This window comes from Cupriavidus sp. CP313 (assembly GCF_054072015.1).
In genome coordinates, this window is sequence record NZ_JBSVZB010000004.1 from 135666 (window position 1) to 158887 (window position 23222).

Below are 23222 nucleotides of genomic sequence, written 5' to 3' on the forward strand. Positions count from 1 at the left end.
CTCGGGACAGAATGACCAAACCGCTGCAATATCCATGCGTAGCACCATTTGACGCACGAGAGGAGAAATGATGAGCATCAACGGCAAGGCCTATATCGTCGGGGCCTATGAGCACCCGACCCGCAAGGCACCGGACAAGTCGGTGGCGCAGCTGCACGCTGAAAGCGCCAAGGGCGCGCTGCAAGACGCGGGCCTGACGCTGGCTGACGTGGACGGCTACTTCTGCGCCGGCGACGCGCCGGGGCTGGGCGCGGTCAACATGGTCGACTATCTCGGCCTCAAGGTGCGCCATGTCGACTCCACCGACACCGGTGGCTCGGCCTACCTGGTCCATGTCTCGCACGCGGCGCAGGCCATCGCGGCCGGCAAGTGCAATGTGGCCCTGATCACGCTGGCGGGCCGTCCGCGCTCGGAAGGCTCCAGCGGCACCCAGGCGCGCAACTGGGGCGCCAACCTGCCCGACGCGCCGTTCGAAAGCCCCTTCAGCCCGGTCACCGTCAACCTGTACGCAATGGCGGCCATGCGCCATATGCACGAGTACGGCACCACCGCCGAGCAGCTCGCCTGGGTCAAGGTGGCCGCGTCGCACCACGCGCAGCACAACCCCCATGCCATGCTGCGCGACGTGGTCACGGTCGAAGACGTGCTGAACTCGCCGATGATTTCCGATCCGCTGCACAAGCTCGACTGCTGCGTGGTATCGGACGGCGGTGGCGCGCTGATCGTGGCGCGCCCGGAAATCGCCGCCACCCTGAAGCGGCCCAAGGTGAAGATCCGCGGCGCCGGCGAGACCATCAAGGGCCAGCTCGGTGGCGAAGTCGACCTGACCTGGTCCGGTGCGCGCTTCTCGGGCGCGACGGCGTTTGCCGAAGCGGGCGTTACGCCGGCCGACATCAAGTACGCGTCGATCTACGACAGCTTCACCATCACCGTGTTGATGCAGCTGGAAGACCTGGGCTTCTGCAAAAAGGGCGAAGGCGGCAAGTTCGTCGCCGACGGCAACCTGATCTCCGGCGTCGGCAAGCTGCCCTTCAACACCGACGGCGGCGGTCTGTGCAACAACCATCCGGCCAACCGCGGCGGCATCACCAAGGTCATCGAAGCCGTGCGCCAGCTGCGCGGCGAGGCCCACCCGGCGGTGCAGGTCGCCAACTGCGACCTGGCGCTGGCGCAAGGCACCGGCGGCTACCTGGGCTCGCGCCACGGCAGCGCCACCCTGATCCTTGAACGTGAATAATGCGCGGGAGCAATGACATGACCACCCCACACATCACCACCGTCTACAAGGCGCCCGACGAACAGCCCGACAACCTGCCCTTCTGGCAGGCCGCGCGCGAAGGGCAATTGCTGGTCAAGGTCTGCGACGACTGCGGCAAGCCCCACTGGTATCCGCGCGTGCTGTGCCCGTTCTGCATGGGCACCACCTCATGGAAGCAGGCCAGCGGCCGCGGCACCATCTACACCTTCAGCGTGACGCGCCGCGCCGGCCCCAATCCGTTCTGCATCGCCTACGTGAAGCTGGAAGAAGGCGTGACCATGATGACCCATATCGTCGACTGCGACCTCGACACGGTGCGGATCGGGCAGGCGGTGCAGGTGAAGTTCTCGCCCAGCGATGGCGGCGCCCCGGTACCGACTTTCACGCTGGCCTGAGGCCGGCCTGAACCTATCAAGGAGAGCAGCGGCAGCGAACGCACTATCTACGACGAGAACGGCCGCCGGCTGCTGCATGGCGATACCGCGTTCTGACGGCAACTGCAACATGACAGAAGAGACAACCATGACCCACAACCATCTGCCCGAGGCAGGCGTCGCCACCGCCCCCACGGGCCCGCTTGCGGTGGATGCCGCAGTGGTGCTCGGCGACGTGCCGCGCGTCTTCCATATGCCGCACACCACGCTGGCCGAGAACCTTGAGATCTCGGCCCGGCGCTTTCCCGACAAGGTCGCGGTCCAGTTCTACCACGGCGCCACCAGCTATGCCGAACTGCTGGCGCAGGTGGAGCGCATGGCCGGCTACCTGCAGCACGCATGCGGCGTGCGCCGCGGCGACCGCGTGGTGCTGCTCAGCCAGAACAGCCCGCAGTTCATCGTGGCCTACTACGCGATCCTGCGCGCCGATGCCGTGGTGGTGCCGGCCAACGCCATGCTGCTGGAAGACGAGCTGCGCCATATCGTCACCGACAGCGGTGCCGTGGCCGCATTTGCCGCAAGCGAGCTGGTCGGCCAGGTGGCGCCGCTGGTCGGCACCACGCCGCTGCGCCACGTGATCGTGCATCACTATGGCGATGCCCTGCCCGCGCAGCCCGACGACGGACTCGCGATTCCGGACTGGGTGCAGCAGCGCTCGTCCGGCGCGGCGTTGCCGGCCGGCGCAGTCCACTGGCAGCAAGCCATGACCGCCGGCTTCACGCCATCGCCGCGAAGCGCCGGCCTGGACGACCTGTGCATGCTGCCCTACACTTCGGGCACCACCGGGGCGCCCAAGGCCTGCATGCACACGCACCGCACGGTGATGGTGTCGGTGGCGGGCTCGCAGCTGTGGCGGCGCTCGCACGCCGAGTCGACTTTCCTGGCAGTGGCGCCGATGTTCCACCTGCTCGGGCTGCAGAACGGCGTCAACGCGCCGGTCTACATGGGCGGCACCATCGTGCTGCTGCCGCGCTGGGACCGGCGCACCGCGGCGCAGCTGGTAGCGCGCCATCGCGTCACGTTCTGGGCGGCGCCGCCGCCGATGCTGGTTGAGTTCTTCGCGCAGCCAGATATCGAGTCATTTGACCTGAGCAGCCTGGCCTGCGTGGTCGGTGGCGGCGCGGCGGTGCCCGACAGCACCGCGCGGCTGATGAAGGAGCGCTACGGACTGCAGTTCGTCGAAGGCTACGGCCTGACGGAGACCGCCTCGTTCATCATCGCCAACCCGCTCGCCGCTCCGGGCACCTGGGCGTGCCGACCTACGGCGTCGATGCGCGCGTCATCGATCCCGCCACGCTGGCCGAAGTGCCGCGCGGCGAGGTCGGCGAGATCGTGGTGCACGGCGCGCAGGTGATGCTGGGCTACTGGAACCAGCCCTGCGCCAATGCCGAGAGCTTTATCGGCATCGACGGCAAGCGCTTTTTCCGTACCGGCGACCTTGCCAGCGTCGATGCCGACGGCTACTTCGTCATGCGCGACCGCCTCAAGCGCATGGTCAATGCCTCTGGCTACAAGGTGTGGCCGGCCGAGGTGGAGGCGGTCCTGCATACCCACCCTGCGATCCTGGAAGCCTGCGTGATCGCCGCGCGCGATCCGCACCGGGGCGAGACCGTGAAGGCGGTGATCGTGCGGCGTGACGGCGCCGGCATTTCCGAGGAAGAGTTGCTGGCCTGGTGCCGCACCAGCATGGCGACGTACAAGGCGCCGCGCATTGTGCAGTTTGTCGAGCGCCTGCCGCGCTCCGCCACCGGCAAGATCGCGTGGCGCGAACTGCAGGAGCAGGAGATGCAGGGCGCTCCGCTGCCGAACCACAGCAAATAAAACAGCGCGCCGGTCCGAAAGGTCCGGCGCGCCGTTCTAGCATGGCCGTTGCATCGCTTTCAGGCCGTCAATGCGTCCCTTGCCGGCATTGCGTTGCCGCGCCGGCTGATGGTCCAGGCCGTAAAGGGATCCGCCGCGCTGCGGTGCTGGGTCCAGTGTGTGCTGCAGGTGTCGCACTGGTGCTCGCGCGTCTGGCATTGCACGCCGGCGGCCAGGCTGCGCCACTGCATGTCGCCCAGCGGACGCAACGCACCGTGGCCGTTGGCGCAGCGCGCATCCAGGCGCAGCCGCTCGCAGCGGCGGCACAGCGGCCGCACCGATGCGGCGGGCAGCACCCGCAGCTGCGCGGCAGGCGGGGGCGCTGGCGCCACCGCGGGCAGCACTGCGGCCTGCGCATCTTCCATCTGCGCGGTCATGCCGACGCGGCTGCGCGTGCGGTGCAGCGCCGCCCAGTACAACGCGCGCACCGCATCGGAGCCGTCGCACATCGCCGCGGCGCGGCAGCGCTCGGCATGCCGGTGCAGCGGCAGGCCGAACTCGGCGGCCGAGGCAAAGCAGACCACCTGCGCGCGTGGCGAGCCGTCTTCGATCCAGCGCTCGAACAACTGCGCCAGCTGATGGCGGCAGGCGTCATCATCACCGTCGGCCTGCGCGAGCGCGAGACGATGCGCACGCCGGCTCAGCGAGCGCACCTCCTGCCTGAGTTCGCTCAGGACCGGCAACAGGCGTGCGGCCTGCCGTGCCCGCGTTGGCGATGCGATTGCGCGCTGGGTATTGCTCACTTCTGGCTCCGGCTCACTTCGTCTTCCGGCCTGCACTGCGGCCGCATGGTGAACCGATTATAGGAGCGCATTTGTGCACTGCAGGGAGGGGGGCGGCCTCCTACCTGATACGGGTGGGGCTCGGGGGCGCCCGCTTTTGGTCTACTTGCAACCAGTGCAAAAGCGCAATCAAGGGCATGGGTGCGTCCCATGCAAACAGGACTGGGCAAGAGGAGAACCACCATGGGTGTACTGAGCGGAATCCGCGTACTGGAATTCGAAGCCATCGGGCCGGGCCCGTTCGGCGCAATGCTGCTGGCCGACATGGGCGCCGACGTGCTGCGCGTCGACCGCCCGGCGGCACCGGCCGACCTGGGGCCCAAGTCGGCCACCGGCAAACGCGTCGATATCACCGGGCGCGGCCGGCGCTCGGTCACGCTGGACCTGAAGCAGCCAGAAGCGCAGCGCGCGGCGCTGGCGCTGGTCGAACGCGCCGACGTGGTGATCGAAGGCTTCCGCCCGGGCACCATGGAACGCCTGGGCCTGGGGCCCGACGCCGCGCTGGCGCTCAACCCGAAGCTGGTCTATGCGCGCATGACCGGCTGGGGCCAGACCGGCCCGCTGGCCGACCGTGCCGGCCATGACCTGAACTATGTCGCGCTGTCCGGCGTGTTGTCGGGTATCGGTCGCGCCGGGCAGGCACCGGTGCCGCCGCTGAACCTGGTCGGCGACTATGGCGGCGGCGGCATGCTGCTGGCGCTCGGCGTGGTGGCGGCACTGCTCAACGTCCAGCGCGGCGGCAAGGGCCAGGTGGTCGACGCGGCCATGACCGAAGGCGCCGCGCAACTGGGCGCGGTGTTCTGGGGCCTGCTGGCCTCCGGCAACTGGCGCGAAGAGCGCCAGGCCAACGTGCTCGACGGCGGCGCGCCCTGGTATGACAACTACCGCACGCGCGACGGCAAGTACATGTCGATCGGCCCGGTCGAGGGCCGCTTCTACGCCGAGCTGCTGGACAAGCTGGGCCTTGCCGGCAAGGACCTGCCGGCCCAGTACGACCGCAACGGCTGGCCGGTGCTGCGCGAGCAGTTCGAGGCCGTCTTCCTGACCCGCACGCGCGACGAATGGTGCACCGTGTTCGAAGGCAGCGATGCCTGCATCGCACCGGTGCTGGCATTCAGCGAAGCGCCCAACCACCCGCATCACCGCGCACGTGGCAGCTTCGTCGAAGTCGCGGGCGTGGTGCAGCCGGCACCGGCGCCGCGCTTCCTCGGCACGCCGTCCGAGATCTCCGGGCCCGCGCCGGCGCGCGGCGAGCATGGCGCCGCCGCACTGCGCGACTGGGGCTTCGATGCCGATGGCGTGGCCCAGCTGCAGGCACAGGGCCTGGGGCTGATGGCAGAGCGCTAAGGCTCACCCGCGCGGCAGGCGCCGCGCTGTACAACGCAATCTCCACCTGGCCGGCATCGTCCGGCTGCGTATTTTGCTCCGGCCCCGTGCCGGAGCTTTCTTTTTATGGCTGCCCCGCTGACTGGCACCGCCACCTAGGGCAATCCCGCCCAGCCGAAATGGGGGGCAGGCAAGGTGCCGGGCATCCTATAACTTCCCACATGCAGCCCTTCTTGCTGCGCAGTCTCCTACTCCCTTTCCCGAGATATCACATCATGCGCATGAAGTCCCTGATCGCGATGGCTGCGATGGCGTGGAGCGCCGCCTGCGGTGCCCAGAGCTACCCGTCGCGTCCCATCACCTTTGTTGTCCCGGGCCCGCCCGGCGGCGCCACCGACACCGTGGCGCGCGCGCTGGCCGAGGACATGGGCAAGCGTCTCGGGCAAACCATCATCGTCGACAACAAGCCCGGCGGCGCGGGCGTGATCGCGGTGCAGGCCATCACGCGCAGCGCGCCGGACGGCTACACGATCCTGCTCACCCACTCCTCGCCGCTGATCAACACGCCGCACCTGTACCGCAACGTGCCGTACGACGTGCGCCGGGACCTGGCCTTTATCACCGAGGTGTGCATCGGCAAGATCGTGCTGGCCGTGAACCGGGACGTGCCGGCGAAAAACGTGCAGCAGTTTCTCGATTGGGCCGCGAAGAACAAGGGCAAGGTCAGCTTTGGCTCCTATGGCGTCGGCACCTTCCCCCACCTTGTCGGCGCGCACCTGAACCAGGTGCGCGGCCTGGACATGGCGCACGTGGCCTACAAGGGTGAAGCGCCAATGGCGCAGGACATGATCGCCGGCAACGTCGCCTGGGCGATCGGCTCGATGAGCACGCTCGGCCCGCATATCAAGAGCGGCCGGCTGACCGCCCTCGCCGTGATGGGCGACAAGCGCATCAAGGAGTTGCCCGACGTGCCGACCATGGCCGAGGCCGGGCTGAAAGAGCAGGAACTGCGCTCGCCCGCCTGGCTTGGCCTGTTCGCGCGCTCCGGCACGCCGGCGGCGGTGCTGTCGCGGCTGGAAGCGGAAGCGCGGGCGTCGATCCAGTCGCCGACCATGCGCGCGCGGCTCGAGGCGCTGGCCATGGATCCGGTGGGCAACTCGCCGGCGGAGTTCCGGCGCGAGTTCGACGCGACCGAGCCCGTGGTCGCCCAGATGATCAAGGCCAGCGGCGCCACCGCGGAATAAGGCAAGCGCGCAGCCGGGTGGCCAGTGCGGTCAGCCCGGCCGCTGCAACGCGCTGCGCGCGACCAGGATGGCATCGTAGCGGCGCGACACATTGAGCTTGCCGTAGATCTGCCGCAGGTTCCACTTGACGGTGTCGACGCTCAGGTTGAGCACCAGCGCAATGCGCTTGTTCGACATCGACTGCTCCAGCAACGCCAGGATCTCGCGCTCGCGCGGGGTCAGCAGCCGGCCCTTGCCGACGTCGGCCGGCGGCAACGCGGCAGGCTCGGCGCTGGGCTCGGCCGGCCCGGGCGGCGGCGCCGGCATCGCGGCGGCCTCGCGCAGGCGCGCCAGGTAAGCCCCGCGCCCCGGCGTGCCACCGCCCTCCCTGCCAGCCATGTCTGCCAGCAAGCCGAAGGTACGTTCGCCTTCGTCGATGAAGGTGCGCACCAGCCCCAGCCGCTCGCCCGCCGCCAGCGCGGCTTCAAGATACAGCGCCGCTTCATCGGGACGATAGAGGTCGTCGAGCGCGGTGGCCTGCAGCAGGTCGACGGTCACAAGCAGCGGTTCCCGGACCGAAGCCACGTACAGGCCACGCACGGTGCCAAGCGCAGCAAGCGCCTGCGCGGGCTCGCCTTGCGCCAGCGCCAGCCGTGCGCGGGCCAGCGCCGCCACAGCGGCGATTTCCTGGGCGCGCGGCGTATCGCCCGGATCCTGCCGGCCCAGTTCCTCGAGCGAGGCCTGCAGCCGCTGCGCGTGGCGCAGGTCCTTGCCCAACAGCGCCAGCCGCTGGCGCTCGGCCGCCACGCGCGCCACCCCGCGCGGCAGGCCACGGCGGTGGAACATGGCTTCGGCTTCCACCAGTTCCGCCAGGGCTTCATGGCGCGCGCCGGCCAGCCATTGCAGCCGGGCATGGCACAGCGCCGCTTCAATCAGCACGTCCGGGGTGCCGGTGCGCAGCGTCTGCAGCCGGCCCGCCAGCGCTTCGCTGGCTTCGGCGATGCGGTCCTGCTCGTACAACGCGGCAGCCACCGGCACCGCGCACATGCTGGCCGCGATCGAGCGGCGCCCATAGGCATGCTGCGCGGCGGCCAGCACGTCCGTGCCGAGCCGCAGCGTCTCGTAGGCATTGCCCTCGACCCACGCCACCAGAGCCAGCGTGGCGGCACCCATCAGTGCGATCTCGGTGTCGCCCGGCTGCGCCGCGCAGCGGTACGGCGCGCGCGAGCGGGGCTGGCAGCCCAGCATGGTGCCGTAGCGCAGCGCCAGGCTCACGCGGATCTGCTCGAGCGCGGGGTTGCCCAGCGGACTGCCCTGCAGGCTGTCGAGCAGCGCCCGCACCCGCAGGTGATCGTCCTGCTGCGCGGCAATGGTCGCGCGCATCACCGTGGCGTGCGCGACGGCATCCACGCCGGGCCCGGCACTGGCTTCCCAGCGCCGGATCCAGTGCTCGGCGTGCTGCGGCCGCACCGATACCACACACGCCCATGCCGAGGCCAGCAGCAGCGCCGGGTGCAACGCCAGCCGCGCGGGTGCGATGCCGTCGGCCCACTGCAGGAAGTCCCGCAGCGGACTGACGCCGGGTAAGTGGGCCGCGGTGGCCTCCACCAGCGCCAGCACACGGCCAAAGTCGCCGCTGCGCAGCGCGTGCCCGATCGCCTCCGCCGGCTTGCCGCAACGGTCCAGCCACGCGGACGCAAGCCCGTGCAGCCGCTGCAGCTCGGGCAGTCCATGCGGCCCGGGACCCGTGCCGTGCTCCAGGTCATGCAGCAGGTACGCCCGGAACAAGGGGTGGAAGCGGTACCAGCCCTGCCCGTTCCCATCGGCAACCTCATCCGGCTCGGCCGGGGCTGGCTCCAGGAACAGGCCGCGCGCAGCGATCTCGGCAAGGCGCGCGGGCGCCTGCGCGCAGCCGGCAAGCAGCGCGGCCAGCTCGGCATGGATGCGGCGCGGCACCGCGAGACAACGCATGAAGTCCAGCAACGCCGGCGGCAATCCGGCGGTCACTTCCTCCTGCCAGTAGGCATGCAGGGCGGCGGATTGCGCATGCGGCCACGCCGGTACCTGGCCCGTGCGCAGCGATGCGGCAACCAGCTCCAGGCCGGCGGGCCAGCCTTCGGTGACTTCCTGCAGCGCCACCGCCGTGTCGACGGCGGCTTGCGAGCTCTCCCGGCGCGCGGTGCGTCCTTCCACGCGCTGGCCCACGAAGGCCAGGGTTTCGGCAACGCTGAAGGCCAGCTCGGCGCGGCCGGCTTCGGCCAGCTCCCGGCCGGCGCGCAGCCGGGCCAGGGCCAGCCCGGCCTCGCCGCGCGCCGCGGCGACGATATGCAGGTGCGGCAGGCGCGCGCACAGCACGCCCTGCAGGAAGGCCAGTGTGGCCGGGTGGCGCAGGCGGTCGAGCCCGTCCAGCATCAGGTAGACCTCGCCCGGCACGCCGTCCAGCAGCGCGACGAACGCGGGCAGCAACGCGGCGGGATGCGCCGGGTCGTAACCGAACTCCGGGCCGGGGCGGCACAGGCGGATGCCGGCCTGCCGCAGGCTGGCGTCGAGGCTGGCGCGGAACTGGCTCAGGTCGTCGTCTTCCGGCGCGAGCGTGAGCCAGGCCACGCGCGCGCCGCCGGCCAGCAGGCGGTGGCGCCACTGCGCCATGACGGTGGTCTTGCCATAGCCGGCAGGCGCAGTCAGCAATATCAGCCGGCCATGCCTGGCATCGTGCAGGCGCTGCAGCAGGACCTCGCGCGTAATCGAGCGCCGGTTCTGGCGCGGCGGTACGAGGCGGGTCGCGACGGCAGCATGTATGGTTTCCATGGGCGTCCAGCGGTGCGCAATCGAAGCGGGGGCAAAGGGACGAAGCGGCGAAGCAACGAAGGGGCGAAGGCGTGCAGGCGTGAAACGGCACGCGCTTCGCCAGCGGGCTAGCCGCTGCGCGAATATAAGGGGACGCCTTGTGACCTGACACCCGGCAAACCCTTCCCCACCTGTTCCGGGTGGCCTGCGGGTGCTGTGCGCGTCTCACCCTGGCCACCCGGGCAGCTGGCCAGGCGTGGCTTGGCTGCAGCGCCGCGTCTGCCAGTACAATCGCGACAACGTGCCGCCTTTGCCGCGCATCGCGCTGCCACACCCGCATTTCCTCCGCACCTCACCCGCACCGTCCTCCAGCCTCGCCCATGCCCCAGACGCCAGCCAATCCGCCAGCCGCTCCCCGTAGCCAGCCCGCCGCGCCAGTCTCGCAGCCGTCCCGGCCGGCCTCGCTGCGCAGCGCGGCGCGTGTGGTCGCGCGCGAGCGCCTGCTGGCGCAGCTGACCGAGGCGCGGCGCCGGCGCTGCATCGTGCTGCAGGGCCCGGCCGGCTACGGCAAGACCGCGCTGCTGACCGCATGGCGACTGGACCTGCTGGCGCTCGGCTTCGACATGGCCGCGCTGACGCTGGAGCCGGCCGACAACGAGCGCCAGCGCTGGCTGGACCGCCTGCTCGGCTGCCTGTCCGAGGTCAGCCCCGCGCTGACGCGGGAAGCCATGGTGCTGGCCGACCGCGGCCCGGACGACGAAGCCGTCGAGCGCGCCATCATCGCGCTGGTGCGCGGCATCGCCGCCCACCCGCGCGACGTGACCCTGGTGCTCGACGACGTGCACCACCTGACGGCGCCGCGCGTGCTGGAGCCGCTGCAGTGGCTGCTCGACTATGCCCCGGCCAATTTCCATGTGGTGCTGGCCTCGCGCGTGGCGCTGCCACTGTCGCTCGGGCGTCTGCGCGACCAGGGCATGCTGCTGGAGCTGGACCAGCGCGACCTGCGCTTCACGCTGGCTGAATCGCAGCATTTCCTGCGCGCCCAGCTGGGCGACATCAGCCCGCGCGATGCGCGCATGCTGCACGAGCTGACCGACGGCTGGGTAGCCGGCCTGCAGCTCTTTGCCGCGCACTGGAAACGCAAGAAGGCGAACGCCAGCGGCCTCACCTTTGCCACCGGCTTCGTGCAGGCCAGCGTGCAGGATGCCGGCGCCTTCGCCGAGTATTTCGAACGCGAGGTGCTGTCGCGCCTGGCGCCGGACGAAGCCGAGCTGCTGGTGCGTGCCGCCGCGTGCGAACGCTTCACCGCGTCGCTGTGCGAGGCCCTGGGCGAGCAGGCGCTGGGCGAAGGCGAGATCCTGGCGCTGCTGGCGCGGCTGGAACAGGAGAACCTCTTTATCACCCCGGCGCAGGGCCCCGAGCGCGAATCCTGGTACCGGCTGCATCCGCTGCTGCGCGAAACCCTGGCCCAGCGTTTCCGCTCGCGCAGCGAGGCCCAGCAGCGCGCCGTGCACGCGGCGGCCTGGCGCTGGTTCCGCGACCATCGCATGCTGGAAGAGGCCGTGCGCCATGCGGTGCTGGCCGGCGATGCCGACACCGCCGCCGACCTGGTGCAGCGCTATGCCGACACCCTGATCATGCGCGGCGAGGTGCGCAAGGCGCTCGGGCTGCTGCGCACCATCCCCGCCGACCAGGTGCAGGCGCGCCCGGAACTGCGCCTGCTGGCGCTGCGCACGCAGATGTTCTCGCGCGACCTGGACGCGTGCGCCGCGGCCGCGGACCGGCTGGAGGCCGATATCCCGCCGGGCGACGCCTCGCTGCGCTACCGGCTCGCGCTGCTGCGCTTTTCCCTGGTGCTGCTGCGCGACGACAGCCAGGGCGCGCTGGCGCTGCTGCCGCAGATCGAGAGCGCGCCCGCCGACATGCCGGCGCTGTTTATCGGCTCGCGCAACAACCTGCTGTCGTGGCTCTACATGCACCTGGGCGACTACGAGCGCGCCCGCCGCATCCAGACCGAGGCGCCGCCGCTGGTGATCGACGGCGTGCCGCTGCTGGGCACCGCCAGCGGCATGCTCAACGGGCGCTGCATGATCGGCTTCAGCCATGCGCTGGAAGGCAACATGATCCAGGCCGAGCGCGTCGCCCGCGACGTGCTGCGCGAAGTCGAGCAAGCGGGCCACGGCGGCGCCGGCGCCGAGCCGGAGTACTTCGCCGCGGCACTGCTGGGCGAGGCGCTGTATGAGCAGAACGACCTGGAGGCCGCGCGCCGGCTGCTGGAAGACCGGGTCGACGTGCTCGAACGGGTATCGATCCCCGACTCGGTGCTGCGGGTGCACACCGTGCTGGCAGCCGCGCACTGGATCTGCGGCCACCGGCTCGATGCCTTCGCACAGCTGGAGCGGCTGGAAGACTACGGCACGCAACTGCGCCTTGACCGGCTGGTCGCGCAGAGCCTGGCCAACCAGATCCGGCTGCACCTGGCCAGCGGCGACATTGCCGCCGCCGAGGCCGCGCTGGCGCGCCTGGACGCCATTGCCGCGCGCCATCGCAACGCGCCGCGCGGCTCGCTGGACGCCATCCACATGGTGACCGAGCGCGCCCACCTGCTGCTCAGCCTGGCGCATGACGACATGCGCGGGGCCGAGGCCCGCACGGCAGCGCTGATCGCGTACTGCGAGGCGCGCGGCTGGCAACGTCATGTGGCACAGATGCACATGCTGGCGGCCGTGGTGGCATCGCGCCGCGGCGAGGCCGAGGCGGCACGCGCGCATGTGCTGGAAGGCTTGCGCCGGGGCCACCGGCTCGGCCTGATGCGCAGCGTGATCGATGCCTGCCCCGGCGCACTCGGCGAGATCGTGCGCGTGGCCGCGGACACCACGCTGGACCCGGTGCTGGCCTTCTATGTCGAACGCCTGCAGGCCACCGTGCCGCCGCGCGCCGCGCAAGCGGGCGCAGCGGGCGGCACCGCCGCGGCTGCCGCGCCCGCCGGCAGCCCGGCCAGGGCCGATGCGCGCTTCGAGGAACTGAGCGACCGCGAAGCCGATGTCGTGCGCCTGCTCGGCCAGGCCCTGCCCAACAAGAAGATCGCGCGTACCCTGGGCCTGTCGCCGGAAACGGTGAAATGGCACTTGCGCAACATCTTCCGCAAGCTGGGCGTCAGCAGCCGCGACGAGGCCGTGGCCCGCGCCCGCGACCGCGAGCTGAACCATGCCGGCGGCGCCCAGCCGCCTGACGCGCCGCACTGACGGCGCCGCCGCTCCCTCGCTCCCCCTCTCCCTCCCCCCAACGCCGCGCAACCCATGCGCGGCCCCCTCTTTGCTGTCTCCGGCCACCTGATGCGGGTGGTGTTCGCGGCCCCCTCCTCCCCGGTACCTTAGCGCCATACCAGTGGCCGCATACCTTGGCCGAGGCAACCTCCCGCAGACCGATATCCGGAGTCACCCAATGGAAATCAACCGCACCATCTATCGTGACGACCACGAGATGTTCCGTACCACCGTACGCCGCTTCCTGGAACGCGAATGCCTGCCCAGGCAAGCCGAATGGGACAAGGCCGGCAAGGTCGACCGCGAGACCTGGCTCAAGGCCGGCCGCGAAGGCCTGCTGTGCGTGACGCTGCCGACCGAGTACGGCGGCGGCGGCGGTGACTTCGGCCACTCCGCGATCTATGCCGAAGAGTATGCCCGCGCCGGCCTGAGCGGGGTCGGCTTCGGCGTGCACTCCGACATCATCGCGCCGTATATCGCCCGCATCGGCAACGAGGAACAGAAGCAGCGCTGGCTGCCCAAGGTCTGCTCCGGCGAATACATCCTCGCCATCGGCATGACCGAGCCGGGCACCGGCAGCGACCTCAAGGCGATCCGCACCACCGCCCTCCGCGATGGCGACGAGTACGTGATCAACGGCAGCAAGACCTTCATCAGCAACGGCCTGAACGCCGACCTGATCATCATGGTCTGCAAGACCGACCCGGCCGCCGGCGCGCGCGGCGTCAGCCTGATCGTGGTCGAAGCCGACCGCGAGGGCTTCCGCCGCGGCCGCAAGCTGGACAAGGTCGGCCAGCACGCGCAGGACACCGCCGAGCTGTTCTTCGACAACGTGCGCGTGCCGGTGGCCAACCTGCTGGGCGAGGAGGGCAAGGGCTTTGCCTACCTGATGGCCGAGCTGCCGCAGGAGCGCCTGTCGATCGCGGTCAGCGCTGCCGCCAAGCTGGAGGTCTGCCTGGAACACACGCTGGCCTACGTCAAGGACCGCAAGGCCTTCAACCAGACCGTCTGGGACTTCCAGAACACCAAGTTCAAGCTGGCCGACATCAAGACGCAGGCGATCTCGGTGCGGCTGCTGGTCGACCATTACCTCGGCGAGCACATCCGCCGCCGCCTGACGCTGGAAGAAGCCGCCATCGCCAAGCTGCATTCGACCGAAGTGCTGGGCACCGCGCTGGACCAGATGGTGCAGCTGCACGGCGGCTACGGCTACATGATGGAGTACCCGGTGGCGCGCGCCTTTGCCGACATGCGCGTGACCCGCATCTACGGCGGCACCAGCGAAGTGATGCGCGAACTGATCGCGCGCAAGCTGTAAGCACTGGCCCCAAAACAAACACTCATCGGAGCACACATATGACTCGCAAGGTTTTCGTCGCCGGCGCCGGCATGATCCCGTTCAAGAAGCCGGGCAGCAGCGACACCTATGACGTGATGGGCGCAACGGCCGTGCGCCAGGCGCTGGAAGACGCCGGCCTCAGCTATGAGGACGTGCAGCAGGCCTACGCCGGCTACGTGTATGGCGACTCGACCTGCGGCCAGAAGGCGCTGTACCAGGTCGGCATGACCGGCATCCCCGTCATCAACGTGAACAACAACTGCGCCACCGGCTCGTCGGCTCTGTTCCTGGCGCGCCAGGCGGTGCAGAGCGGCGCGGTGGACTGCGCGCTCGCCGTCGGCTTCGAGTTCATGCAGCCCGGCGCGCTGAAGTCGCGCTGGGACGACCGCGCCCCGGCGCTGGAGCGCGCCATCGGCCTGGTGGACGAACTGGTCGACCGCAAGGACCTGCCCAATGCCATCCGCCAGTTCTCCGGCGCCGGCAAGGCCCATATGGACAAGTACGGCACCAAGCTCGAAACCTTCGCCAGGATTCGCGCCAAGGCCAGCCGCCACGCCGCCAACAACCCGCTGGCCGTGTTCCGCAATGTGCTGACCACCGAGGACGTGCTGGCCGCGCCGGCGCTGTGGGAAGGCGTGCTCACGCGCCTGATGGCCTGCCCGCCGACCTGCGGCGCCGCTGCTGCCATCGTGGTGTCGGAGGAGTTCGCCCGCGAGAAGGGGCTGAAGACCGACGTGCTGATCGCCGGCCAGTCGCTGACCACCGACCGCCCCAGCACCTACGACGCACGCGACATGATCCGCGTGGTCGGCTTCGACATGACGCGCGAAGGCTCGCAGCAGGTGTATGAGCAGGCCGGCGTCGGCCCGCAGGACATCGACGTGATCGAGCTGCACGACTGCTTTGCGCAGAACGAGCTGCTGACCTATGAAGGCCTCGGCCTGTGCCCGGAAGGCGGCGCCGAGAAGCTGGTCAACGACGGCGACAACACCTACGGCGGCAAGTGGGTGGTCAACCCGTCGGGCGGCCTGCTGTCCAAGGGCCATCCGCTGGGCGCCACCGGCCTGGCGCAATGCTACGAGATGGTCCGGCAGCTGCGCGGCACCGCCGACCAGCGCCAGGTCGAAGGCGCACGCCTGGCCCTGACGCACAACCTCGGCCTGGGCGGCGCCTGCGTGGTCACGCTGTACCAGAAGCACGCCTGAGCCCACACCGACACAGGAGCCCATCCATGATCGACAAGAAACATATCGGCCGGGTGATTGCGGACTTCCGCACCTCCGCGCCGGCCAGCCAGCTGCGCTTTTTCGCCAAGGCCACCGGCCAGACCGACCCGGTCTATATCGACGAGGCCGCCGCGCGCGACGCCGGCCACCCGGGCCTGCCGCTGCCGCCGACCTTCCTGTTCTCGCTGGAGCTGACGCAGCCGCCCAGCACCTGGCGCCAGGAACTCGGCATCCGGCCGGACCGCATCCTGCACGGCGAGCAGTCCTTCGACTACCACCGCATGGCCTATGCGGGCGACACGCTGCACTTCAAGACCACCATCACCGACATCTACGACAAGAAGGGTGGCGCGCTGGAGTTCGTGGTGCGCGAGACGCGCGTCGCCAACCAGGACGGCGAGCACGTGGCGGACCTGCGCAGCGTGCTGGTGCATCGCAACGGCTGAACCGGAGAACCCCCATGAGCAAACTGAGCTTCGACCAGGTCAAGGTGGGCGACACCCTGCCGCCGCTGACGCTGGAACCGATCAACCGCACCACGCTGGCGCTGTTTGCCGGCGCCTCGAACGATCACAACGCCATCCACATCGACACCGACTACGCCCGCAAGGCCGGCATGCCCGACGTGTTTGCCCACGGCATGCTGTCGATGGCCTACCTGGGCCGCCTGCTGACGCAGTGGGTGGACCAGCGCCAGCTGCGCCAGTTCGGCGTGCGCTTTGTCGGCATCACGCACCTGGGCCATCGCATCACCTGCACCGGCCGCGTGGTGGAGAAGCTGGAAGTCGACGGCGAGAAACGCGTCAAGCTGGAAATCCAGACCGCCAACCAGTATGGCGAAAGCAAGATCCTCGGCGACGCCGTCGTTGCCCTGTAAATCCAATCAAGCACAAGGAGTCTGAAATGGGAGCACTTGAAGGCAAGGTGGCACTGGTCACCGGTTCGGGCCGCGGCATCGGCAACGCCATCGCCATGCGGCTGGCACGCGAAGGCGCGCGCCTGGTCATCAATGACCTGGACGCCGAGCCTGCGCAACAGACCGTCGAAGAACTGAAGGCAATGGGCGTCGAAGCCGTGGCCTGCGTGGGCAACGTGTCCGCACCGGACTTTGCCGACCGCTTCATCAACACGGCGATGAGCAATTTCAAGAGCATCGACATCATCGTCAACAACGCCGGCTTTACCTGGGACGACGTGGTGCAGAAGATGAGCGACGAGCAGTGGTACGCCATCCTGGACTGCCACATGACCGCGCCCTTCCGCATCCTGCGCGCCGCCTACCCGCACATCAAGGCACTGGCCGCCGCCGACAAGGAAGCCGGCCGCGAGGTGTACCGCAAGATCGTCAATATCTCGTCGACCTCGGGCCTGAACGGCAATGCCGGCCAGATCAACTACTCCGGCGCCAAGGCCGGCGTGATCGGCATGACCCGCGCCATGGCGCGCGAGTGGGGCCGCTTCAACGTCAACGTGAATGCGGTGGCGTTTGGCCTGATCCACACCCGCATGACCTCGGCCGACGCCAAGGCCGGCGCCACGGTCAATATCGAAGGCCGTGAAATCCGCGTCGGGCTGAATCCGGAGATGCTGAAGTCGCACGCCCAGCGCAATCCGCTTGGCCGCGGGGGCACCCCGGAAGAAGCCGCGGGCGGCGTGTACCTGTTCTGCTCGCCGGATTCCAACTACATCACCGGCCAGGTGATCGCGGTCGCCGGCAACGTGCAGTAAATCCAGCCGCACCGAAGCGGGGGCTCGCATTGGCGAGCCCCCGTTTTCTTTTGTGCTTCGCCAGCAGCTGCCTTCGCGCCCCGTTTTCATTCTGAAACGGGTTCTAAGTCAATAGGGACTCTCCTCCTGCCATCAACCGTGCGGCATGGCAACACCCAGACCCCGATTCACTCCTTTTAGGAGGGGGCCTGACACCACGCACAAAGGTCTAATGGAACAGAGCCGGGCGTAGCAACCGGCCAGCGCCTTCCATAAAAAACCAACAGGAGACGACTTAGCATGAAGAAATCGCTTATCACGCTGGCTGTACTGGGCGCGGCTGCAGGCAGCGCCAATGCACAGTCCAGCGTGACGCTGTATGGGGTCATCGACGGATCGATCGAGTATGTCAACCGCGTGGCCGCATCCGCCGCCACGCCCACGCAGGGCGGCAAGCGCATCGGCATGCCGCAGGTCGGCGGCCTGTCCGCCTCGCGCTGGGGCCTGCGCGGCGTGGAAGACCTTGGCGCCGGCAACCAGGCGCTGTTCGTGCTGGAAAGCGGCTTCCAGTGGGACAGCGGCAACCTGCAGAGCGCGCCGCTGTTCAATCGCCAGTCCTATGTCGGCGTGCAGAACAACACCTTCGGCAAGCTGACCTTCGGCCGCCAGTACACGTCGTTCTTCGACGGCATGGCCAACTTCGCGCCGATGCGCTTTGCCGCCACCTATGAGCCGGGCATCTGGTGGATGGGCCTGAACTACCGTCAGGACAACATGGTCAAGTACACCGGCAAGTTCGGGCCGCTGCAGGCCGCCGCGCACTTCTCGTTCGGCGCCGGCGTGGCCGTGCAGAATGCCACCGTGCTGCTGGCCAACGGCGGTGCCGGCGAGGTGCCGGGCCACTTCAGCGACAACATCGCCTACGGCGGCTCGCTGATGTACCTGAACAGCAGCGGCTTCGGCGCCTCGATCGCTGCCGACATCTGGCGCCCTGCCGCGGTCACCGGCCAGCCCGGGACCATGACCAAGCTGGGCGCGGCGGCGCTGTACAACACCGGGCCGTTCAAGTTCACGCTCGGTTACCGCTACAACAAGGGAGAGTTCGCCAACGGCAACACGCTGCTGCGCGACGACTACTGGTGGGCCGGCGTCAACTACCAGGCCACGCCCGCACTGGGCCTGTCGCTGGCCTACTACTACGCCGACGTGAAGGGCGCACGCGCCACCGCCACGGCCGCCGAAACCAACCCGTCCAACATGCAGCAGGTCAGCTTTATCGCCGACTACAACTTCAGCAAGCGCACCGACGTGTACCTGTCGGCCGGCTATGCGCGCAACGGCGGCCTGAGCTTCGACGGCGCGGCCACCGCCTTTGCCTTCAAGTACCCGACCATGGCCGGGCAAAAGAGCATGGTGGGCGTGACCGTGGGGATCCGGCAGATCTTCTGATGCCGGAGCGGGGCGAGCCGCAAGCCTCGCCCCGTTGCAGCAGCGGGCGCCTACCGGCCGCCCGCCGCGATGCTGCCGAAGTGACCGCTGCTGAAGTCGCGGAAGGCATCGGCGATCTGCTCTTCAGTGTTCATCACGAACGGGCCATGGCCGACGATCGGCTCGTCGATCGGCTCGCCGCTGAGCAACAGCACCACCGCGTCAGTGCTGGCTTCGATGTTCACATCCTCGCCGGCACCGTCCAGCACCACCATCTCGGCATCCCGCACCGTCGCCTCCGCGTTGACCGTGATCTTGCCGCGCAGCACCACCAGCGCGGTATGCCAGCCCTCCGGCAGCGCCAGCCGCGTGCTGGCACCCTGGTTCAGGCGCATATCCCACACCTGCATCGGCGTGAAGGTGCGCGCCGGACCGGCCTTGCCCGCGTACTCGCCGGCGATCACGCGCACCGTGCCGGCGCCATCGGGCATCGGCACCACCGGGATATCGCGGTCGACGATTGCCTGGTAGCCAGGCGTGGTCATCTTGTCGCGCGCCGGCAGGTTGACCCACAGCTGCACCATTTCCAGCGCGCCGCCGCTTTGCGTAAAGGCCGGCGAGTGGAATTCCTCATGCAGGATGCCGGCGCCCGCCGTCATCCACTGCACGTCGCCGGGGCCGATCACGCCACCCTGCCCGGTCGAGTCGCGATGCGCGACCTCGCCCTTGTAGACGATGGTCACGGTCTCGAAACCGCGGTGCGGATGCTGGCCAACCCCGCGCGGGCGCTGCGTCGGCGTGAAGTCGGCCGGCCCGGCGTAGTCCAAAAGCAGAAACGGGCTCAGCTGCTTGCCGTGGCTCATGTACGAAAACATCGAGCGCACCGGAAAGCCATCTCCGACCCAGTGCTGACGCGGTGCGCTGTAGACGCCCAGAATGCGCTTCATGTCTGATCTCCGAGTATGCCGGCCGATAGTGGCAGGCAATGATCCATGGGCCAATGATAGATTCAGCGGCCGCCGCGCGGTAGACGGTGGGATTGCGATGCAGTGTCCTGTGGCTGGAACGATGCCAGCGAGCACCCGCGCCACCGGCCGGCCGTGGCGCACATCCCGCATGCCTTCTCGCCTCATGCATTGACCTCAGGATATCTTGAGGTCTTATCGTGCGTGCCACGGCGTGCTACCGTCGTAATCTGCATGGAAATCTCGGGGACGCCCACCAGCGGAAGGAGGCCATCATGCGCGCCTGCCGACAAGCCCGCCCTGCCGCCAGGGCCGCAGCAGTCTGGCTGCTGGTCGCGGCCATGGCCACCGCGGCCTGGCTGCTGCCGCGCATCGCGCAGCCGCCGCAATACCATCGTTATGCCGACCCTTACGTGTGCTTCGGCACGCCCCACTGCCTCGACATCGGCTCCAATCTGCTGTTCCTGCTCGCGGGCGCGGCCGGCCTGCGCTATCTGGGCACCACGGCTGCCAGTCGCGCCTTCATCGCGCCGGCCGAGGCCTGGCCTTACCGGCTGCTTTTTTGCGCCGTCTTCCTGGTTGGCCTGGGCTCCGGCTATTACCACCTCGCACCGGACAATCAGCGGCTGGTGTGGGACAGGGCCCCGCTGGCGTTCGCGCTGATGTCCTGGCTGGGCGCCAACCTGTGCGAGCGGGTCAGCCTGAAGGCGGGCTTGCGGCTGCTGCCGCTGCTGTTGATCGCGGCGCCGGCCAGCGTCGGCTACTGGGCATGGAGCGAAGCGCGCGGCATCGGCGACCTGCGCCCATACCTCCTGGTTCAGGCATTGGCCATGCTGGTGGTGCCGCTGCTGCTCTGCCTCTATGCGCCGCGCTACACTGGCGACCGGGATGTGCTGGCCATCACCGGCTGTTATGTGCTGGCCCTGGTTTGCGATGTGCTGGACCACCAGATCGCGGCGCTGACGGGGCTGGTCAGCGGGCACACGCTCAAGCACGTGTTCGCGGCGCTGGCCGTCTATGGCGTCCTGCTTCGGCTGAAGCGGCGCCGCATCGTGGAGGAAGGAACATGACCGTGCCCCAACCGGGTGGCCACGCTCGCGCGCCCCGCGTGCCCTCTGCCCTGGGCGTCGACGTACGGCCGCGCGAAGTGTGGGCATGGGCCATGTACGACTTTGCCAATTCGGGCTACACCACGGTGGTCATCACCGCGCTGTTCAATGCCTACTTCGTCGCCGTGGTGGCCGGCAATGCGCCCTGGGCCACGCTGGCGTGGACCGCGGCACTTTCGCTCTCCTATGGGCTGGTGGTGCTCAGCGCGCCCCTGGTCGGTGCCTACGCCGACCTGCGCGCAGCCAAGAAGCCACTGCTTGCGGTGACGACGGCGGGTTGCGTGGTGTTCACCGCCCTGCTCTATTTTGCGCAGCCCGGCACCCTTGGCGTCGCCATCCTGTGCGTGGTCCTGTCCAACTTCTTCTTCGGCAGCGGCGAAAACCTGATCGCCGCCTTCCTGCCGTCGCTCTCCAACACCCGCGCCCTGGGCAGGGTATCGGGCTGGGGCTGGAGCCTTGGCTATATCGGTGGCCTGGTCACGCTGGGCGCATGCCTGCTCTATGTCAACTGGGCCACCGCACGCGGCCACGTCGCCAGCCAGTTCGTACCCGTCACCATGCTGATCACGGCGGCCATCTTTGCCCTGGCGAGCCTGCCGACCTTCCTGCTGCTGCGCGACCGCGGCGCTGCGCAGGTCGCTGCGGCCATGCCGGCTGGCGAACAGGGGACTGGCATGGCCTGGGCCAGGGTATGGCAACGCCTGGGCCACCTGCGCCAGTTCCGCGACCTGCGCCGCTTCCTGCTGTGCACCCTGTTCTACCAGGCCGGCATCCAGGCAGTGATCACGCTGACCGCCATCTACGCCAACCAGGCCATGGGCTTCACCATGCAGCAGACCCTGACCCTGGTGCTGGTGGTCAACCTGACGGCGGCGGCCGGCGCCTTCCTGTTCGGACCTGTGCAGGACCGCATCGGCCACGTGCGCGCCATTGCCCTGACGCTGCTGGGCTGGATCCTGACCATCGTGCTAGCGCACGCCGCGCGCGAAGCGCCGCTGTTCTGGCTTGCCGCCAACGTGGCCGGCCTGTGCCTGGGCGCGGCCCAGTCCGCCGGACGGGCCATGGTGGGGCTGCTGGCCCCGCCCTCGCGCGCGGCCGAGTTCTTCGGGCTCTGGGGCCTGGCGGTCAAGCTGGCCTCGATTGCCGGGCCACTGACCTATGGCATGGCAAGCTGGCTGACGGGTGGCGATCACCGGCAGGCGCTGCTGGTCACCGGCAGCTACTTCGTCGTCGGGCTGGGCCTGCTGTGCGGGGTCAACACCGTACGGGGCCGGCGGGCTGCCTTGCGTGCTGAGCGAAAGGTCGGGCTGGAGACCGGCTACGGCGCCGCCACTGCCGGCCCCGCCTGCCATTAGCAGCGCGGATGACAGACTAGAATCAAACTGCCCTTTGGCGATTGGATCGCTCTTTCGGCTTCCGGACGCTGAAACTCTGGCGACAGCCCATGCCAGCAAACCTCACTCCAGAGTACAAGCAGGCCGAACAAGCCTATCGGCTGGCACGCCAGCCGCGCGAGCAGCTCGAATGCCTGAAGGAGATGCTCCGTGTCATCCCGAAACACAAGGGGACGGAGCATCTGCAGGCCGATATCAAGTCGCGGATCAGGGAACTCACCCAGGCATCTGCGGGCCACGGGAAGGCCGCTCACAGAGGGCCGGCACATGCGGTGCATCCCGAAGGTGCGGCCCAGCTCTGTCTGATCGGCCCGCCCAGCGCGGGAAAATCCAGCCTGCACGCAAGGCTGACAGGATCGGGCAGCGAGGTCGGGCCCTACGCCCACCCTACGCAGTTGCCGGTCCCCGGCATGTTGCCGTTCGACGACATTGCTTTTCAGCTGGTGGATCTGCCATCGGTATCCGTCGTATTCATGCAACCCGGGCTCACTGACATATTGCGGGCGACAGACGGCGTACTGCTCGTGGCCGATCTGAGTGCGCCAGACTGTACAGAACAGTTGGCGCTGATTCTGCGGCGGCTCGCCGAGGCAAAGATCATCCTGTCGGAGCGCTGGCCGGGTCAGGCCGACAGCCCTGGGGCGACGGCGGAACCGGCGGCTGACCCGTTCAGTGTTCACCTCCCTGCGCTGCTGCTGGCCAACAAGACTGATCTCGCCAACCCGGAAGACGCGGCCGTGCTCGAAGACCTGCTCGATGTACGCTTTCCGGCGCTCGCAACCTCGGCAACCGGCGGGCGAGGACTGGCCGAGGTCGGTCCGTTCCTTTTCAAGGCTCTGGGCATCGTGCGTGTCTACACCAAGGCACCCGGGAAACCCGTCGACCAGCGTCGGCCTTTTACGATGCGCCGCGGCGACACCGTGCTGGATGTCGCCTTGCAGGTGCACCCTGATCTCGCGCGTACGTTCAAGTTCGCCCGCATTTGGGGGAGTGGCAAGTTCAGCGGCCAGCAGGTGGGCGCCGATCATCCGGTAGCCGATCGAGACGTGGTGGAACTGCATTCGCAGGCGCATGGCTGATCAAAGCCATGGCCGCGGGGAGTTCGTTGATGGCCCGGC

The 23222-nt window shown here is 68.9% G+C and carries 17 protein-coding genes and 1 pseudogene; 15 read left to right on the top strand and 3 right to left on the bottom strand.

Annotation, left to right across the window (positions count from 1 at the left end; all coding sequences use genetic code 11):
* Nucleotides 1-70: 70 nt before the first annotated feature.
* From ACW4E8_RS07245 to ACW4E8_RS07255, 3 genes and pseudogenes are all read left to right on the top strand, one after another.
* A complete protein-coding gene (locus ACW4E8_RS07245) occupies nucleotides 71-1237 on the top strand; it encodes a thiolase domain-containing protein (protein WP_456804105.1) in 1167 nt (388 codons plus the stop codon).
* Between the two features lie 17 nt (nucleotides 1238-1254).
* The gene (locus ACW4E8_RS07250) at nucleotides 1255-1653 is read left to right on the top strand and encodes a Zn-ribbon domain-containing OB-fold protein (protein ID WP_456803886.1); all 399 of its coding nucleotides are present in this window, start codon (nucleotides 1255-1257) and stop codon (nucleotides 1651-1653) included.
* 127 nt (nucleotides 1654-1780) lie between these two features.
* Nucleotides 1781-3513 (top strand): annotated as a pseudogene (locus tag ACW4E8_RS07255) (long-chain fatty acid--CoA ligase).
* 59 nt (nucleotides 3514-3572) lie between these two features.
* Here the strand turns inward: ACW4E8_RS07255 and ACW4E8_RS07260 are convergent.
* Complete coding sequence (locus ACW4E8_RS07260; RefSeq protein WP_456803887.1) at nucleotides 3573-4295, bottom strand: hypothetical protein; 723 nt, start codon at nucleotides 4293-4295, stop codon at nucleotides 3573-3575.
* A 222-nt stretch (nucleotides 4296-4517) separates the two neighbouring features.
* On the opposite strand from ACW4E8_RS07260, the gene ACW4E8_RS07265 reads away from it, so the two are divergent.
* A complete protein-coding gene (locus ACW4E8_RS07265; protein WP_456803888.1) occupies nucleotides 4518-5681 on the top strand; it encodes a CaiB/BaiF CoA transferase family protein in 1164 nt (387 codons plus the stop codon).
* A 254-nt stretch (nucleotides 5682-5935) separates the two neighbouring features.
* Entirely contained in the window at nucleotides 5936-6904 is a 969-nt protein-coding gene (locus tag ACW4E8_RS07270) for a Bug family tripartite tricarboxylate transporter substrate binding protein (protein WP_456803889.1), read from the top strand.
* 30 nt (nucleotides 6905-6934) lie between these two features.
* Here the strand turns inward: ACW4E8_RS07270 and ACW4E8_RS07275 are convergent, their stop codons facing one another.
* A complete protein-coding gene (locus tag ACW4E8_RS07275) occupies nucleotides 6935-9691 on the bottom strand; it encodes a LuxR C-terminal-related transcriptional regulator (protein ID WP_456803890.1) in 2757 nt (918 codons plus the stop codon).
* Between the two features lie 359 nt (nucleotides 9692-10050).
* Between ACW4E8_RS07275 and ACW4E8_RS07280 the strand changes: the two genes are divergently transcribed.
* From ACW4E8_RS07280 to ACW4E8_RS07310, 7 genes are all read left to right on the top strand, one after another.
* A complete protein-coding gene (locus ACW4E8_RS07280; RefSeq protein WP_456803891.1) occupies nucleotides 10051-12915 on the top strand; it encodes a LuxR C-terminal-related transcriptional regulator in 2865 nt (954 codons plus the stop codon).
* A 199-nt stretch (nucleotides 12916-13114) separates the two neighbouring features.
* Nucleotides 13115-14254, top strand: a complete 1140-nt coding sequence (locus tag ACW4E8_RS07285; RefSeq protein ID WP_456803892.1) for an acyl-CoA dehydrogenase family protein — start codon at nucleotides 13115-13117, stop codon at nucleotides 14252-14254.
* Nucleotides 14255-14292: 38 nt separating this feature from the next.
* On the top strand, nucleotides 14293-15480 hold the full coding sequence (locus tag ACW4E8_RS07290; RefSeq protein ID WP_456803893.1) for a lipid-transfer protein: 1188 nt from the start codon (nucleotides 14293-14295) through the stop codon (nucleotides 15478-15480).
* 26 nt (nucleotides 15481-15506) lie between these two features.
* Nucleotides 15507-15947 carry a MaoC family dehydratase N-terminal domain-containing protein gene (locus ACW4E8_RS07295; protein WP_035819041.1) on the top strand — a complete coding sequence of 147 codons (441 nt, stop codon included), beginning with the start codon at nucleotides 15507-15509 and terminating at the stop codon, nucleotides 15945-15947.
* 14 nt (nucleotides 15948-15961) lie between these two features.
* A complete protein-coding gene (locus ACW4E8_RS07300; RefSeq protein WP_035819039.1) occupies nucleotides 15962-16378 on the top strand; it encodes a MaoC family dehydratase in 417 nt (138 codons plus the stop codon).
* 26 nt (nucleotides 16379-16404) lie between these two features.
* Nucleotides 16405-17229, top strand: coding sequence for an SDR family NAD(P)-dependent oxidoreductase (locus tag ACW4E8_RS07305; protein ID WP_010808912.1), 825 nt, complete (start codon nucleotides 16405-16407; stop codon nucleotides 17227-17229).
* Nucleotides 17230-17508: 279 nt separating this feature from the next.
* Nucleotides 17509-18657 carry a porin gene (locus tag ACW4E8_RS07310; RefSeq protein WP_456803894.1) on the top strand — a complete coding sequence of 383 codons (1149 nt, stop codon included), beginning with the start codon at nucleotides 17509-17511 and terminating at the stop codon, nucleotides 18655-18657.
* A 50-nt stretch (nucleotides 18658-18707) separates the two neighbouring features.
* On the opposite strand, the gene ACW4E8_RS07315 is transcribed toward ACW4E8_RS07310, so the two are convergent.
* Entirely contained in the window at nucleotides 18708-19583 is an 876-nt protein-coding gene (locus tag ACW4E8_RS07315; protein ID WP_456803895.1) for a pirin family protein, read from the bottom strand.
* 293 nt (nucleotides 19584-19876) lie between these two features.
* Between ACW4E8_RS07315 and ACW4E8_RS07320 the strand changes: the two genes are divergently transcribed.
* The 3 genes from ACW4E8_RS07320 to ACW4E8_RS07330 all read left to right on the top strand — a co-directional run bounded on the left by ACW4E8_RS07320 (nucleotide 19877) and on the right by ACW4E8_RS07330 (nucleotide 23183).
* Nucleotides 19877-20671 carry a hypothetical protein gene (locus ACW4E8_RS07320; RefSeq protein WP_456803896.1) on the top strand — a complete coding sequence of 265 codons (795 nt, stop codon included), beginning with the start codon at nucleotides 19877-19879 and terminating at the stop codon, nucleotides 20669-20671.
* On the top strand, nucleotides 20668-22065 hold the full coding sequence (locus tag ACW4E8_RS07325; RefSeq protein ID WP_456803897.1) for an MFS transporter: 1398 nt from the start codon (nucleotides 20668-20670) through the stop codon (nucleotides 22063-22065). The genes ACW4E8_RS07320 and ACW4E8_RS07325 overlap by 4 nt, the downstream gene beginning before the upstream one ends.
* Before the next feature lie 89 nt (nucleotides 22066-22154).
* Complete coding sequence (locus tag ACW4E8_RS07330) at nucleotides 22155-23183, top strand: TGS domain-containing protein (protein ID WP_456803898.1); 1029 nt, start codon at nucleotides 22155-22157, stop codon at nucleotides 23181-23183.
* The last annotated feature ends 39 nt before the right edge of the window (nucleotides 23184-23222 follow it).

Coding starts and splice junctions, on each gene's coding strand:
- ACW4E8_RS07245 (WP_456804105.1), top strand. CDS start 71: ATGAGCATCAACGGCAAGGCCTATATCGTCGGGGCCTATGAGCACCCG.
- ACW4E8_RS07265 (WP_456803888.1), top strand. CDS start 4,518: ATGGGTGTACTGAGCGGAATCCGCGTACTGGAATTCGAAGCCATCGGG.
- ACW4E8_RS07290 (WP_456803893.1), top strand. CDS start 14,293: ATGACTCGCAAGGTTTTCGTCGCCGGCGCCGGCATGATCCCGTTCAAG.
- ACW4E8_RS07300 (WP_035819039.1), top strand. CDS start 15,962: ATGAGCAAACTGAGCTTCGACCAGGTCAAGGTGGGCGACACCCTGCCG.
- ACW4E8_RS07310 (WP_456803894.1), top strand. CDS start 17,509: ATGAAGAAATCGCTTATCACGCTGGCTGTACTGGGCGCGGCTGCAGGC.
- ACW4E8_RS07280 (WP_456803891.1), top strand. CDS start 10,051: ATGCCCCAGACGCCAGCCAATCCGCCAGCCGCTCCCCGTAGCCAGCCC.
- ACW4E8_RS07275 (WP_456803890.1), bottom strand. CDS start 9,691: ATGGAAACCATACATGCTGCCGTCGCGACCCGCCTCGTACCGCCGCGC.
- ACW4E8_RS07330 (WP_456803898.1), top strand. CDS start 22,155: ATGCCAGCAAACCTCACTCCAGAGTACAAGCAGGCCGAACAAGCCTAT.
- ACW4E8_RS07305 (WP_010808912.1), top strand. CDS start 16,405: ATGGGAGCACTTGAAGGCAAGGTGGCACTGGTCACCGGTTCGGGCCGC.
- ACW4E8_RS07295 (WP_035819041.1), top strand. CDS start 15,507: ATGATCGACAAGAAACATATCGGCCGGGTGATTGCGGACTTCCGCACC.
- ACW4E8_RS07285 (WP_456803892.1), top strand. CDS start 13,115: ATGGAAATCAACCGCACCATCTATCGTGACGACCACGAGATGTTCCGT.
- ACW4E8_RS07270 (WP_456803889.1), top strand. CDS start 5,936: ATGCGCATGAAGTCCCTGATCGCGATGGCTGCGATGGCGTGGAGCGCC.
- ACW4E8_RS07325 (WP_456803897.1), top strand. CDS start 20,668: ATGACCGTGCCCCAACCGGGTGGCCACGCTCGCGCGCCCCGCGTGCCC.
- ACW4E8_RS07250 (WP_456803886.1), top strand. CDS start 1,255: ATGACCACCCCACACATCACCACCGTCTACAAGGCGCCCGACGAACAG.
- ACW4E8_RS07320 (WP_456803896.1), top strand. CDS start 19,877: ATGCGCGCCTGCCGACAAGCCCGCCCTGCCGCCAGGGCCGCAGCAGTC.
- ACW4E8_RS07315 (WP_456803895.1), bottom strand. CDS start 19,583: ATGAAGCGCATTCTGGGCGTCTACAGCGCACCGCGTCAGCACTGGGTC.